A 13,142-nucleotide genomic window follows, 5' to 3' on the forward strand; every position below is an offset into this window, starting at 1 on the left:
TCCAGGCGCAGGATGCGATGGACGCCGCATCCCCGCTGCAATGGGTCTCTCGTTGAGTCCCGTGCCACTTTTTATCAGGAGACGACACAATGCCAGCGACTTATCGCGCCATGCAGATCACCCGGCCTGGCATTCTGGAGATGGTGCAGCGCCCCGTTCCCGAACCTGGCGCGGCGGAGGTGTTGATCGCCGTAGAAGCCTGCGGCATTTGCGGCGCGGATGCATCCGACATCGAAGGCGCGGACCCGGCACGGCAACCCGCTCGCGTACCGGGCCATGAAGTGGTGGGCTGCCTCGTCAAGCTGGGCGACAAAGTGCCGACGCGCTGGACGCTGGGCCAGCGTGTGGGCATCGGCCGGCTCGGCGGACATTGCAACGAGTGCGACCCGTGCCGCCAGGGGCGCTTCGCGCTGTGCCTTAATCAGCACTTTGTCGGCGCGACCTGCGATGGCGGCTATGCCGAGATGATGATTGCCCGGCACACGGGTTTGGTGTCCATCCCCGACGCGTTGCAGGCGGAGGATGCGGCGCCCATTCTGTGCGCCGGGCTGGCAACCTTCAATGCCCTCAAGCGAAGCGGCGCGCAGGCGGGTGATCTGGTTGCCGTTCTCGGCATCGGCGGCCTGGGCCATATGGCGTTGCAATACGCCCGCGCGATGGGCTTTAAGGTTGTCGCGCTCGGCCGGGGGCAGGATATCGCCCAAGATGCGCTGACCCTGGGCGCGCACGTCTATATCGACACGCACCAGGAAGATGCCGCCGCCGCGCTGCTCCGTCTGGGCGGCGCGGCGGCCCTCATCACCACGGTCGCCGACATGGCGGCCATCTCGGCCGCCCTGCCCGGCCTGGCGGCAGGCGGCCGCCTGGTGCTGCTGGGAGCGGGCAAGGACCCGCTACCGGTATCCCCCGGATTTCTGGTCTGCGGCGAACGTAGCCTCATGGGTTCGCTCACAGGCTCGCCCTACGACAATGAGCGAGCCCTGGATTTCAGCGTGCTCACGGGCACAAGACCGTTGATCGACACCTTGCCGCTGGAGGCGGCCAACGAAGCCTACCAGCGCATGCGCTCAGGCAAGGTGACCTTCCGCATGGTGCTGACGATGGGAGCAAACCGCGAGGCATCCTCCTCCCAATGAGCCATCCCGTGTCCCTCAATACAACGCAACCCGCTTCGCCTGGCTCGCTGTCGGAGCGCGCTCAGCGCGGCAACATCATTCGCCTCACATTGGCGCAAGCCCTGGCAGGCGCAAACTCTGTCGTGGTGTATGCCACGGGTGCGGTCATCGGCCACATGCTGGCCCCGGACAAAGCGCTGGCCACACTGCCGGTTTCTCTGTTTGTGGTTGGCATGGCGGCCTGCATCCTGCCCGTGGGCGCCATCGCGCGGCGGCACGGTCGGCGCGCAGCATTCTTGTCGGGTACGGCAAGCGGCACCTTGAGCGGCATCCTCGCCGCCATCGCCATGGGGCTGGGCGCCTTCTGGCTATTCTGTCTGGCGACGTTTTTTGGCGGCGCCTACGCGGCCGTTGTTCTGTCGTTCCGCTTCGCGGCAGCCGACGGTGTCAGCCCGGCCAAGCGTGCCCGCGCCTTGTCCTTCGTGATGGGCGGCGGCGTGCTGGCCGGTGTCGTCGGACCTCAACTTGTCACGCACACCATGTGGCTGTGGCCTGCGCATCTGTTCGCCGCCACATTCGTGGCGCAGGCCCTCGTCGCAATGTTATCGGCGTTGGTGCTCATCGGGGTCCGCCTGCCCATGCCCGGCTCGGCGCAGATCGAAGGCGGGCGGCCGCTGCGCGTGATCGCACGCCAGCCCCGGTTCATCACCGCCGTCATCTGCGGTGCGGTGTCCTACATGCTGATGAACTTTCTGATGACTGCCGCGCCGCTGGCAATGCAGTTGTGCGGCCACTCGCAGCAGAGTTCCAACCTGGGGCTGCAGTGGCATGTGATCGCCATGTATGCACCGAGCTTCTTCACTGGCCACCTCATCACGCGTTTTGGGGCTGGGCGCATCGTGACCGCCGGCCTGCTGCTGACGGGGCTGTCGGCAGCAGTGGGTTTGATGGGCACGGATGTCGCGCATTTCGTGCTGACCCTGATCCTGCTTGGCGTGGGTTGGAATTTCGCCTTCATCGGGGCTTCCGCCCTGGTGCTCCAATGCCACCGCCCGGAAGAAAAGACCGCCGTACAGTCGCTCAACGACTTCATTATCTTCGGCACGATGGCCGTCGGCTCGTTCGCTTCCGGCGGACTCCTTGCCGCCTATGATTGGCGCACGGTGCTAGGGGTGTCCTTCATCCCGCTGGGGCTCGCCGTGGCGGCATTGGCGCTTTCCCGTTCGCGCTAGCGGCCCTGGGCCATCTGCACGCTCACTGGTCAGCATGACAGCGGCGGCTCTTACTCATCGCGGCGGCGGGCCCAGCGTCGATCACGCACCGGAAGCAGACGCCCTCACCCGCGCGGCACCGAACACCGCCGCGCTCGCCGCGTCCAAGCCGGGTGTGTCTTTGCCTCATTGACGGGTCTCCATCGCGAGACAGCGCCTTGTACACCGCGAATCGTCGTCCTGCCGCTCAGGGCGGCGCACCGCCGCGAGCGCGAAGCACCTCTCAGCCGTTGATCCCCCCGTCTCCCCTGGATACAGGAGTGTTGCCATGCCCTCGACAAAAATCTTTGCCCAACTGCTGCTCGGTCTGGCGGCCTGCATGATGGCCCCCTACACCGCGGCAGAAGACGCCCCCGCGATCCCGCGCGCCGCCGAGCTGGCGCCAGGGCAGGATCCTGCCTCACGCCAACGCCAGCCGAATACCAAGAGCGAACCCATCTGGAAGCAACTGGCCGCGGCGACTTGGGTCGCTGACGGCAAGGCCGACGCCCCGCGCGTGGTCTACACCTTCAGCGATCCCAATTGCCCCTATTGCCAGCGCTTCTCGGAAGCCGCCCGGCCCTGGGTGGATGCCGGCAAGGTGCAATTGCGCCATCTTCTGATCGGCCTCATCAGCCCCTCCAGCAGTACCAAAGCCGCGGCCATCCTGACCGCTCCCGATTCGACTGCCGCCTTGCGCGAGAATGAACGCCATTTCCGGCGCGGGGGCATCCTTGCGGCGGCGGATGTGCCGCAAGCCATACGCTCCCGCCTGGACCAGAACCGTGACCTCATGGCCTCGCTTGGCTTTCGGGGCACGCCCGGCATCCTCTATCTGGACGACGCGGGGCAGTTGCAGCGCCTCAACGGCCTGCCGCGCGCCGGCGCCTGGGAGCGCATCCTCGGGCGGAAATGACCCAGCGGCCGATCGGCGGCCCGGCCGACCCTGCTGACGTCGGACACCCGCTTGCGGCCAGCCCGGTTAAGCACTACATTGTTGACAATACCCGCACAAGACGCCGATAAACCGCGTCGAATCCGGTCAAAAACCCCAATATTGTCAACACGATGGACCACCCTATCCTGCCGCCAGAGCTGGCGGCAGACACTGAAACGCTCTCCGACCAGCTGTTTCGCAAGCTGCAGTCCGCGATTATCAAAGGCGAGATTGCGCCGGGCAGCAAGATGTCGGAACCCGAACTGGCGCGCGCCCACGGCGTGAGCCGCGGCCCGTTGCGCGAAGCGCTGCACCGGCTGGAAGGCCAACGCCTGCTGGTGCGGGTACCGCATGCCGGCGCCCGGGTGGTCTCGCTCAGCCCCAAAGAACTCAGCGAACTCTACGAAATCCGCGAATCGCTCGAAGGCATGGCGTGCCGCCTGGCAGCCGCGCGCATGCCGGCGCAGGAAGTTCAGCAATTGCGCGATGTGCTGCACGCCCACGAAAAAGATGCTGCCTTTCAGGCCGGCCTGGGCTATTACCAGCAGGAAGGCGATTACGACTTCCACTATCGCATCGTCAAAGGCAGCGGCAATCAGATGTTGTTTCGCATGCTGTGTGATGAGCTTTATCAGCTTGCCCGCATGTACCGCATCCAATATTCGAATACGCCCAACCGGCCCAAGCAGTCTTACGCCGAGCACCACCGCATTCTGGACGCCATCGCGGATCGCGACGGCGAACTGGCCGAGATCCTGATGCGGCGGCACATCCGCGCATCCCGCCTCAATATCGAGCAGCAAATCACCCAAGGCAAGCAGACCAAGAGGGAAGCATGAACCACGCCTATCGCAAGCCCCTGCCAGGCAGCCGCCTGGATTATTTCGACGCCCGCGCCGCCGTGGAGGCCATCGCTCCCGGCGCCTATGACGAGCTGCCCTACACCTCGCGCGTACTGGCCGAGAACCTCGTGCGGCGCTGCGACCCGGCATTGCTGACCGATGCGCTCAAACAGCTCATCGAGCGCCGCCGCGATCTGGACTTCCCCTGGTATCCGGCCCGCGTGGTCTGTCACGACATCCTGGGGCAGACGGCCCTGGTGGACCTGGCCGGCCTGCGCGATGCGATCGCCGACAAGGGCGGCGATCCGGCCAAGGTCAACCCGGTGGTGCCGGTCCAGCTGATCGTGGACCACTCGCTGGCGGTGGAATATGGCGGTAATGATCCCGACGCCTTTGCCAAGAACCGCGCGGTGGAGGACCGCCGCAACGAAGACCGCTTCCACTTCATCGACTGGACGAAACAGGCCTTCCGCAATATCGATATCGTGCCGCCGGGCAATGGCATCATGCACCAGATCAATCTGGAGCGCATGTCGCCGGTCATTTACACCCAGGATGGCGTCGCCTATCCCGACACCCTGGTGGGAACCGACAGCCATACCCCGCACGTCGACGCCCTGGGCGTCATCGCCATCGGGGTGGGCGGCCTGGAAGCCGAGAACGTCATGCTTGGCCGCGCATCGTGGATGCGATTGCCCGACATCGTCGGCGTGCGCCTGACGGGTCGACCGCAGCCCGGAATTACCGCCACCGACGTGGTGCTGACCCTCACGGAATTCCTGCGCAAGGAAAAGGTGGTCGGGGCCTATCTGGAGTTCCATGGAGAAGGCGCCGCGGCGCTCACGCTGGGCGACCGCGCGACCATCTCCAACATGGCACCCGAATATGGCGCCACCGCCGCCATGTTCGCCATCGATCAGCAGACGATTACCTATTTGCGGCTGACCGGCCGCGAAGAAAGCCAGATCGCGCTGGTGGAAACCTACGCCAAGACGGCTGGTCTGTGGGCCGACAGCCTGGCCCAGGCCCGCTATGAACGCGAGCTGCAGTTCGACCTGTCCAGCGTGGTGCGCACCCTGGCCGGCCCGTCCAACCCGCATCGCCGCCTGCCGGTCTCGGCGCTGGCCGAGCGCGGCATCGCCGGCAAGATCGAGCACCTCCCCGGCCAGATGCCGGACGGCGCGGTCATTATTGCCGCCATCACCAGTTGCACCAACACGAGCAACCCGCGCAACGTCATTGCCGCCGGGCTGCTGGCGCGCAACGCCAACCGCGCCGGGCTGCAACGGCAGCCCTGGGTCAAAAGCTCACTGGCCCCAGGCTCCAAGACGGTGGCGCTCTATCTGGAAGAAGCCGGGCTGCTGACCGAACTGGAGCAGCTGGGATTCGGCGTGGTGGCCTTTGCCTGTACCACTTGCAACGGCATGTCAGGCGCGCTCGACCCCGTCATCCAGCAGGAAATCATCGATCGGGATCTTTATTCGACCGCCGTGCTGTCGGGCAACCGCAATTTCGACGGGCGCATTCACCCCTATGCCAAGCAGGCGTTTCTGGCGTCGCCGCCCCTGGTCGTGGCCTACGCGATCGCCGGCACGATCCGCTTCGACATCGAGCGCGACGTCCTGGGAACCGACGCGCAGGGCCGCGAGATCCGCCTGGCCGACATCTGGCCCAGCGACGACGAGATCGACGCCGTGGTCAAGGCCGCGGTCAAGCCTGAGCAGTTCCGGCAGGTCTACGCGCCCATGTTCGGCATCCAGAACGACCGCAAGGCGGCCGTCGATCCGCTCTACCCCTGGCGCCCGGCCAGCACCTATATTCGCCGCCCGCCTTACTGGGAGGGCGCACTGGCCGGCGAACGTACGCTGCAGGGCATGCGCGCGCTCGCCGTGCTGGGCGACAACATCACCACCGACCACCTTTCTCCGTCCAACGCCATCATGGGCGACAGCGCGGCCGGCGAGTACCTCGCCAAGATGGGCCTGCCCGAGGAAGACTACAACTCCTATGCCACGCACCGGGGGGATCACCTCACCGCCCAACGCGCCACTTTCGCCAATCCCAAGCTCTTTAACGAGATGGTGCGCAACGAAGACGGCAGCGTGTGCCAGGGTTCGCTGGCACGGGTTGAACCCGAAGGCCAGGTCATGCGGATGTGGGAGGCCATCGAAACCTATATGCAACGCAAGCAACCCCTGATCATCGTGGCGGGCGCGGACTATGGCCAGGGCTCCTCGCGCGATTGGGCGGCCAAGGGCGTACGCCTGGCGGGCGTCGAGACCATTGTCGCCGAGGGCTTTGAGCGCATCCACCGCACCAACCTCATCGGCATGGGCGTACTGCCGCTGGAGTTCAAGCCGGGCATCAATCGCAAGACGCTGGAGCTCGACGGCACCGAGACCTACGACGTTCTGGGCCAGCGCAAACCGCGTGCAGACCTCACCCTCGTCATCCACCGCCGCGACGGCCGCCGGGAAGAGGTCGTCGTGACGTGCCGGCTCGATACCGCCGAAGAAGTGTCGATCTACGAGGCCGGCGGCGTCCTGCAACGATTTGCCCAGGATTTCCTGGAGGCTTCCTCGGCGGCCGAGGCGCGCCAGGCCGGCTGATTTTCGGACGGGCGCATGCCGCGCCCGTTTTCTCTTTCCCTTTTTTACCAGGACTGCGACATGGCATTTGCCCCCCAGACCCGGATCCGCGCAACCTATATGCGCGGCGGCACCAGCAAAGGCGTTTTCTTCAAGCTGGACGATCTGCCCGAATCGGCGCGCGTGCCCGGTGCGGCGCGCGACGCACTGTTGATGCGCGTCATCGGCAGCCCGGACCCCTATGGCAAGCAGATCGATGGCATGGGCGCGGCGACCTCCAGCACCAGCAAGACCGTCATCCTGACCAAGAGCAGCCGGCCAGGACACGACGTGGACTATCTCTTCGGCCAGGTGTCGATCGATCAGGCCTTTGTGGACTGGAGCGGCAACTGCGGAAATCTTTCCGCCGCGGTCGGGCCTTTTGCCATCAGCAATGGGCTGATCGACGCAGATCGGGTCCCTGCCAACGGGGTTGCCGTGGTGCGCATCTGGCAGGCCAATATCGGCAAGACCATCGTGGCGCACGTCCCCATGACCGACGGGGCCGTCCAGGAGACGGGCGATTTCGAACTCGACGGCGTGACCTTCCCGGCCGCCGAGATCCAGCTCGAGTTCATGAATCCGGCCGAAGAAGGCGATGGCGGCTCGATGTTTCCGACCGGCAACGTGGTCGACGAACTCGACGTGCCAGGTGTTGGCCGCTTGCAGGCCACCATGATCAACTCCGGCATCCCGACCATCTTTCTGGACGCGCAAGCGCTGGGCTACCAGGGCACCGAACTGCAGGAAGATATCAATGCCGACCCGGCGGCGCTGGCCCGTTTCGAGACCATACGCGCCCACGGCGCCCTGCGCATGGGCCTGATCCAGCGGATCGAGGAAGCCGCCACGCGGCAGCATACGCCCAAGGTTGCCTTTGTCTCGCCGGCCCGCGCTTATGTGGCCTCCAGCGGCAAGCCCATCGCGCAGGACGACGTCGACGTTCTGGTGCGTGCGCTGTCCATGGGTAAGCTGCACCACGCCATGATGGGAACCGCGTCGGTGGCGATCGCCACCGCCGCCGCGGTGCCGGGCACGCTGGTCAACCTCGCCGCAGGCGGCGGCCAGCGCGACACAGTATGTTTCGGCCATCCCTCGGGAACGCTGCGCGTGGGCGCCCAGGCTGAAGCCGTCAACGGCGAGTGGACCGTCACCAAGGCCATCATGAGCCGCAGTGCGCGTATCCTCATGGATGGCTACGTCCATCTGCCGCGCATCGGCTTCTGAATGCGGGTCGGGGCGCGGCCGCGCGCCCTCCCGCCCATCCTCTTTTTCCGGTCTCGCCCATGGCTTTGCATAGCTGGCTGATCTATCTGATCGCCGTTACAGGACTGTCTCTCACCCCCGGCCCCAACACGCTGCTGGCCTTGACCCACGGCGCCTTGCACGGCCATCGCCGGGCCCTATGCACCATTGCCGGCGGCGCAGTCGGCTTCATTGCCCTCATCGCCTTGTCCATGCTGGGCATCAGCGCGCTGCTCAACGCCTGGGCGCCGGCGCTGAACGTCCTGAAATGGGCCGGCGGCCTCTACCTGGTATGGCTGGGGATACAGTTGTGGCGCGCGCCTGGCGTGCGCTTGCGCGCCACGCCAGACATGCCCCGCCTGCGCGGCACACAGATGTTCAGCCAGGGATTCCTGTCGGCCATCGCCAACCCCAAAGCCTTGCTTTTCTATGGCGCTTTTTTGCCGCAATTCATTGATCCGGCACGCAGCCTGCTCGTGCAGTTTGCCATCATGGCCGGCACCTTCGCTGTGATCGAGTTCGCGGTGGAGTATCTGCTGGCCCGGCTTGCTCACCGGGTTCGCCCCTGGCTGGAGCGCAGCGGCCGCCGCTTCAACAAGGTGTGCGGCGGGCTGTTCGCCCTCATGGGCATCGCGCTGCCCACAACCTGAGCGGCATGCCAGCCGCGAAAAAAAAGAGCCAGGCCTACAGGCCTGGCTTGAAAATAGCGCGACATCAGCGGTGACCGGCGAGACACCGTAATCCCGCACCTTGGTGCAAACAATCAGTCCACGCGAGCGCCCGAGATCTTGACGGCCTCGGCCCACTTGGCGATTTCCTTATCCAGGAAGGCGGCGAATTGCTCCGGCGTGGAGGGCGTGAACTCACTGCCAGCGGCAATCATCTTCTCTTTGGCGGCCGGATCGGCCATGACCTCGCGCATATCAGCCGAAATCTTCTCCACCAGCGCCTTGGGCGTCCCCTTGGGCGCGAAGAAGCCGGACCAAGGCGGCGCCGAGTATCCCGGGAAGCCCTGTTCGGCCACGGTCGGATACTCCGGCGCACTGGCGAAACGCTCGCCCGTGGTCAGGCCGATGATCCGCAGCTTGCCGCTCTTGGCATAGGCCTGCACCGCCGGCAGACCGGTGATGCCCACCTGGATCTGGCCGCCGAGCAAGTCGGTCACCATGGGCGCGCTGCCACGGTAGGGAATGTGGGTCAGGGCAAAATTGCCCTGATTCTTCAGCAACTCCATGCCCAGGTGGGACGCTGTGCCATTGCCGTCCGAACCGTAGGAGTACTGCACCACCCCCTTCTTCAACAGGGCGATCAGCTCGGGCAGATTCTTGGCCGGCACATCGTTGTTGACGACGATGGCATTCGGGTAGAGCGTGGCCTGCGTAATGGGCTCGAAGTCCTTGCGCGGGTCATAGCGCATGTTCTTGTAGAGCGAGGTGTTGATGCCATGCGAACCGGTCACCCCCAGCACCAGCGTGTAGCCGTCGGGTGCGGCGCGAGCCACGTACTCCGAGCCGAGGTTACCGCCCGCGCCGGGCCGGTTCTCGACGACGACGCCCTGGCCCCACTTCTTGGACAGGCCCTCGGCAACCAGCCGCGCGGTGATATCGGTTGCGCCACCCGCCGGGAACGGCACGATGATCGTGACCGGCCGCGTCGGGTAAGTGCTTTGTGCCAGGGCGCCCGCCGTGGCGGACAGGCCCAACACCCCGGCCAGCAAGGGCAAGGCGGCGTGCTTGAGCAGACTGCGGCGCAGGCTGGCGCCGGCAGTGGTGAAATTCCCCGTCTTCATGTGTCTATCCTTCTGTGCTCGAATCAATGCAAACATCAAATACAAACCACAAATCGGCCACCGCTATACTGCGGTGTACCCCCCATCCACGCGCACATCCGTGCCCGTGATGAACGCGGCATCCTTGCCCATGAGGAACAAGGCGGTACGCGCAATTTCTTCCACTTCGCCCAATCGGCCGACGGGATAGCGTGGCGCGAGCGCGTCGCGCGCCGCGTCGGCATGCCCGTAGCGCCTCAGCACCCGGCCGGTCAGCACGGCACCGGGCGACAGGCTCAGGGCCCGGATGCCTTCATCGGCGTGATCCACCGCAATGGCCCGCGCCAAGGCGATCAAACCCGCCTTGCTCGTCCCATAAGCGCCCCGGCCGGCAGCGGCCACGCTACCCAGTTGCGAGGCCACATTGATGACCACGCCGCGGCCGGCACGCCGCATGGGAGCCAGCGCCCACTTACTCATCAGCCAGGCGCCAGTCAGATTGATGGACATAGCCTGATGCCAGTGTGTCGCAGACAGATCCCCAATCTTGTCGCCGGGCGTCACCACGGCGGCGTTATTGACCAGCACATCCAGGCGCCCCCAACGCGCCAGCACGGCGTCTACCGCAGCACGGGTCTGCATGGGATCGGCAACGTCGCATTGCAACCGCAGAATCCGGTCGTCCTCGGCATGTCCCAGAGGCGCAAGCGCGTCGGCGTCTAGGTCGATCAGGGCCACGCGCGCGCCAGCACCGAGGCACTCGCGGGCGATTCCCCAACCCAGGTCGCCGGCCGCGCCGGTGATCACGACGACGTGTTCAGCAAGATCGGTACTCATATCGCCATCGTTCCCAACGAAGCCCCGCCGCAGACGTACAGCGTCTGGCCCGTGATGGCGCCGCTCAGAGGGGACAGAAAAAAATCAATCGCGCCCACCACTTCTTCTGGGCGTATCAGGCGTCCCAGCGGCAGGTCTACCTTCGGTGGCGCGCCCCGCTGCGGATCGTTGAGCATGGGCGTATCGACCGCGCCGGGCGCCACCACATTGACGGTGATGCCTCGCCCGATCCATTCGGCCGCCAGACTGCGGGCCATGCCGATCTGCGCTGCCTTGGAGGCGGCATAGGCCGCACGATGCGCGCGTCCGAGGACGGCGCGGCTGGACACCAGCACGATGCGGCCCGCGGTCGGCGGCAATCGCGCCGCCAGCAGCCCGATCAGCGCCAGGGGCGCGGCGCCGTGCAGGCGCCACAACAGCTCCGTGTCCTGCGCACGGGAATCCTGCGCCCCGCCGCTGCGCATGACCCCGGCACAATGCACAAAGGCCTGCACGTGAGCGGGCAAGGTATCGGCCAGACGGTCGATGGCCGCCGTCTCCGTCAAGTCGATCAGATGGTGCCGATAGGCGGCTTGACCTACCTCGGGCCAGGGCTGCCGGTCCAGGCCGTGCACGCACCAACCGTTGGCCAGCAAATGCCTGGTCAGCGCCAGGCCGATGCCTGAGGCGCTTCCCGTAATGACGGCTACGCGGTCAACCGACATGCTCGCGCCTCATTCGTCGAGGGTGGTCAGGCGCTTTTCCAGCGCGCGCATCTGCTCATAGCCCATGAGCTGCATGATGTCTTCGATACCCACCAGCAGATCGGGGCGGTCGACCGGTTCGCCGGTGGCGATCACTTCCTGCATGACCCCCAGCGCCTGGCGCATGCCGAAGATGGCCGCGGCCGGCAACATACGCGGCAGGCTGATGCGCTTGACGCCAATTTCCTTCAGGCGGGCCAGCGGGATAAGCGGGGTCGTGGGCCGGTTGCGAATACCAAAACCCATGTTGATGGTCAGCGGCACGCCGGCGGCATCGACCAGCCGCTTGATGTCGTCTTCGGTCCGTACGGCATCCGGGAAAATCATGTCCGCCCCCGCGGCGGCGTATGCGCGCGCACGTCGCACCGCGCCCTCAATACCCTCGACCGCGATCGCGTCGGTGCGTGCGATGACGACGAAGTCGTCGTCGCGGCGAGCCAGGCAAGCCGCCTCGATCTTCTTGACCATTTCAGCCTGGCTGATCACGTCCTTGCCAGGCATGTGGCCACAGCGCTTGGGACTGACCTGGTCTTCCAGGTTCACGCCCGCCACACCGGCCTCTTCAAACAATTGCACCGTGTGAAAGACATTGACCGGGTTGCCATAACCGGTATCGGCATCGGCGGTCAGCGGGATGGAGACCGAACGCGCCAGATTGCGGCAGTGCGTCACATTCTCGGACAGGCCCATGACGCCGATATCGGCGATGCCGAGCAAGGCATTGGAAACGGCGGCACCGCTCGTGCAGGCCGTCTTGAACCCCGCTGCTTCGACCAGGCGAATGCTGTAACCATCGTAGACGCCAGGCGACACGATGAAGGGTTCGTTCTTCAGCAGTTGCCGGAATTTATTGCGCGGATTCATGTCTTGCTGCTCCAGGACTTTCAGGTGGCCGCAGTGGTTGCCCGGAGAAGGTGGGCACCGTCTCGGCCAGGTGTTCAAAAAGATGCTGAGCCGCCCGCTCGATGTGTGAACGCATCAGCGATTCGGCCAACTCGGGGTCGCGCGCCTGGATGGCGCGCAGAATCTGCCAGTGTTCTGCGTAGGCGTCGTCTTTGCGTTCGAGCACCGTGCCCGAATGCCGGCGATAGACGCGCAGCAGGTGATATAGGTCGCCGCACAGGCAATTGATGATGCGATGGTTGCCGCTGGCGCGCACGATGCGCTCGTGAAAGTCGAAAACGCGCGGTTTGGGTCCCAGGCCCAGCGCGGCCTGTTGGCGGCGCTGGCGGTCCTCATCGAGCTCGGCATGCAGCTGCCCGATCTCCTCGTCACGCATGCGCCGCGTGGCCAGATTGCAGGCCACGCCTTCGAGCGCCATACGCATCTGAAACAACTCCAGCGCCGAGGTCGCCGACAAAGTCACGACCCGGGCCTTCATGTAGGGCTCACGGGTGACCAGTTGGATACCTTGCAGGCGACGCACCGCCTCGCGCACCGGCCCGCGGCTGACACCGAACTCCTGGGCCAGCGCCACCTCGTTGACAACACTTCCCGGGGCCAGGCGGCCCTGGTAGATGGCGTCGAGCACCTGGTCGAACACGACATCGGCCAGGGGGCCGACGGTGTCTTCCGGCAGGGCGAGAACGGTGGATGAGTTGCTCATAGTGTTGACAGGCTAGCAAACCCAGATTCAAAGTGTCAACTCTTTTGCGAAGTGCTGCCTGCTCTCTCGGCACCCTGACAACCCACCTCCGGCAGCCTAAGTTTCCATGTTTACGCTATATATACGCGGGAAAACCCTAGTGTCTCGCAAAAGCCGCAGAGAGCCACGCAGT

General features: G+C 65.4%; 12 protein-coding genes. 7 read left to right on the plus strand and 5 right to left on the minus strand.

Features of this window, described 5'->3' with window-relative positions; all coding sequences use genetic code 11:
- Nucleotides 1-89 precede the first annotated feature (89 nt).
- The 7 genes from CAL22_RS16695 (at nucleotide 90) to CAL22_RS16725 (ending at nucleotide 8,666) form a co-directional block, all read left to right on the plus strand.
- Complete coding sequence (locus CAL22_RS16695; protein ID WP_094815188.1) at nucleotides 90-1,136, plus strand: zinc-binding dehydrogenase; 1,047 nt, start codon at nucleotides 90-92, stop codon at nucleotides 1,134-1,136.
- Nucleotides 1,137-1,144: 8 nt separating this feature from the next.
- The gene (locus CAL22_RS16700) at nucleotides 1,145-2,347 is read left to right on the plus strand and encodes an MFS transporter (protein ID WP_432264309.1); all 1,203 of its coding nucleotides are present in this window, start codon (nucleotides 1,145-1,147) and stop codon (nucleotides 2,345-2,347) included.
- A 307-nt stretch (nucleotides 2,348-2,654) separates the two neighbouring features.
- Nucleotides 2,655-3,281: a thiol:disulfide interchange protein DsbG gene (gene dsbG / locus CAL22_RS16705; RefSeq protein ID WP_094815192.1), complete on the plus strand. Its 627-nt coding sequence runs from the start codon at nucleotides 2,655-2,657 to the stop codon at nucleotides 3,279-3,281.
- Between the two features lie 152 nt (nucleotides 3,282-3,433).
- Nucleotides 3,434-4,141, plus strand: coding sequence for a GntR family transcriptional regulator (locus tag CAL22_RS16710; RefSeq protein WP_094815194.1), 708 nt, complete (start codon nucleotides 3,434-3,436; stop codon nucleotides 4,139-4,141).
- Nucleotides 4,138-6,753 (plus strand): Fe/S-dependent 2-methylisocitrate dehydratase AcnD, encoded by a 2,616-nt coding sequence (gene acnD, locus CAL22_RS16715; protein WP_094815196.1) that lies wholly within the window; start codon nucleotides 4,138-4,140, stop codon nucleotides 6,751-6,753. The genes CAL22_RS16710 and acnD overlap by 4 nt, the downstream gene beginning before the upstream one ends.
- 60 nt (nucleotides 6,754-6,813) lie before the next feature.
- Nucleotides 6,814-7,998 (plus strand): 2-methylaconitate cis-trans isomerase PrpF, encoded by a 1,185-nt coding sequence (gene prpF / locus CAL22_RS16720; RefSeq protein WP_094815198.1) that lies wholly within the window; start codon nucleotides 6,814-6,816, stop codon nucleotides 7,996-7,998.
- A gap of 59 nt (nucleotides 7,999-8,057) precedes the next feature.
- On the plus strand, nucleotides 8,058-8,666 hold the full coding sequence (locus CAL22_RS16725) for a LysE family translocator (protein ID WP_094815200.1): 609 nt from the start codon (nucleotides 8,058-8,060) through the stop codon (nucleotides 8,664-8,666).
- A gap of 113 nt (nucleotides 8,667-8,779) precedes the next feature.
- On the opposite strand, the gene CAL22_RS16730 is transcribed toward CAL22_RS16725, so the two are convergent.
- The 5 genes from CAL22_RS16730 to CAL22_RS16750 all read right to left on the minus strand — a co-directional run bounded on the left by CAL22_RS16730 (nucleotide 8,780) and on the right by CAL22_RS16750 (nucleotide 12,970).
- Nucleotides 8,780-9,805 (minus strand): Bug family tripartite tricarboxylate transporter substrate binding protein, encoded by a 1,026-nt coding sequence (locus CAL22_RS16730; RefSeq protein WP_094815202.1) that lies wholly within the window; start codon nucleotides 9,803-9,805, stop codon nucleotides 8,780-8,782.
- A gap of 63 nt (nucleotides 9,806-9,868) precedes the next feature.
- Entirely contained in the window at nucleotides 9,869-10,621 is a 753-nt protein-coding gene (locus CAL22_RS16735; RefSeq protein WP_094815203.1) for an SDR family NAD(P)-dependent oxidoreductase, read from the minus strand.
- Nucleotides 10,618-11,325, minus strand: coding sequence for an SDR family NAD(P)-dependent oxidoreductase (locus CAL22_RS16740; protein ID WP_094815205.1), 708 nt, complete (start codon nucleotides 11,323-11,325; stop codon nucleotides 10,618-10,620). The genes CAL22_RS16735 and CAL22_RS16740 overlap by 4 nt, the downstream gene beginning before the upstream one ends.
- A 9-nt stretch (nucleotides 11,326-11,334) precedes the next feature.
- Complete coding sequence (locus tag CAL22_RS16745; protein WP_094815207.1) at nucleotides 11,335-12,228, minus strand: isocitrate lyase/PEP mutase family protein; 894 nt, start codon at nucleotides 12,226-12,228, stop codon at nucleotides 11,335-11,337.
- Complete coding sequence (locus CAL22_RS16750) at nucleotides 12,212-12,970, minus strand: GntR family transcriptional regulator (RefSeq protein ID WP_094815208.1); 759 nt, start codon at nucleotides 12,968-12,970, stop codon at nucleotides 12,212-12,214. Before CAL22_RS16750 ends, CAL22_RS16745 begins: the two co-directional genes overlap by 17 nt.
- Nucleotides 12,971-13,142: the final 172 nt, after the last annotated feature.

Source organism: Bordetella genomosp. 12 (genome assembly GCF_002261355.1).
Taxonomy (GTDB): domain Bacteria; phylum Pseudomonadota; class Gammaproteobacteria; order Burkholderiales; family Burkholderiaceae_B; genus Bordetella.

Excerpts from the sequence above, each read along its gene's own strand:
- CAL22_RS16695 (WP_094815188.1), top strand. The coding sequence starts at position 90 with ATGCCAGCGACTTATCGCGCCATGCAGATCACCCGGCCTGGCATTCTG.
- dsbG (WP_094815192.1), top strand. The coding sequence starts at position 2,655 with ATGCCCTCGACAAAAATCTTTGCCCAACTGCTGCTCGGTCTGGCGGCC.
- CAL22_RS16710 (WP_094815194.1), top strand. The coding sequence starts at position 3,434 with ATGGACCACCCTATCCTGCCGCCAGAGCTGGCGGCAGACACTGAAACG.
- acnD (WP_094815196.1), top strand. The coding sequence starts at position 4,138 with ATGAACCACGCCTATCGCAAGCCCCTGCCAGGCAGCCGCCTGGATTAT.
- prpF (WP_094815198.1), top strand. The coding sequence starts at position 6,814 with ATGGCATTTGCCCCCCAGACCCGGATCCGCGCAACCTATATGCGCGGC.
- CAL22_RS16725 (WP_094815200.1), top strand. The coding sequence starts at position 8,058 with ATGGCTTTGCATAGCTGGCTGATCTATCTGATCGCCGTTACAGGACTG.
- CAL22_RS16730 (WP_094815202.1), bottom strand. The coding sequence starts at position 9,805 with ATGAAGACGGGGAATTTCACCACTGCCGGCGCCAGCCTGCGCCGCAGT.
- CAL22_RS16735 (WP_094815203.1), bottom strand. The coding sequence starts at position 10,621 with ATGAGTACCGATCTTGCTGAACACGTCGTCGTGATCACCGGCGCGGCC.
- CAL22_RS16740 (WP_094815205.1), bottom strand. The coding sequence starts at position 11,325 with ATGTCGGTTGACCGCGTAGCCGTCATTACGGGAAGCGCCTCAGGCATC.
- CAL22_RS16745 (WP_094815207.1), bottom strand. The coding sequence starts at position 12,228 with ATGAATCCGCGCAATAAATTCCGGCAACTGCTGAAGAACGAACCCTTC.
- CAL22_RS16750 (WP_094815208.1), bottom strand. The coding sequence starts at position 12,970 with ATGAGCAACTCATCCACCGTTCTCGCCCTGCCGGAAGACACCGTCGGC.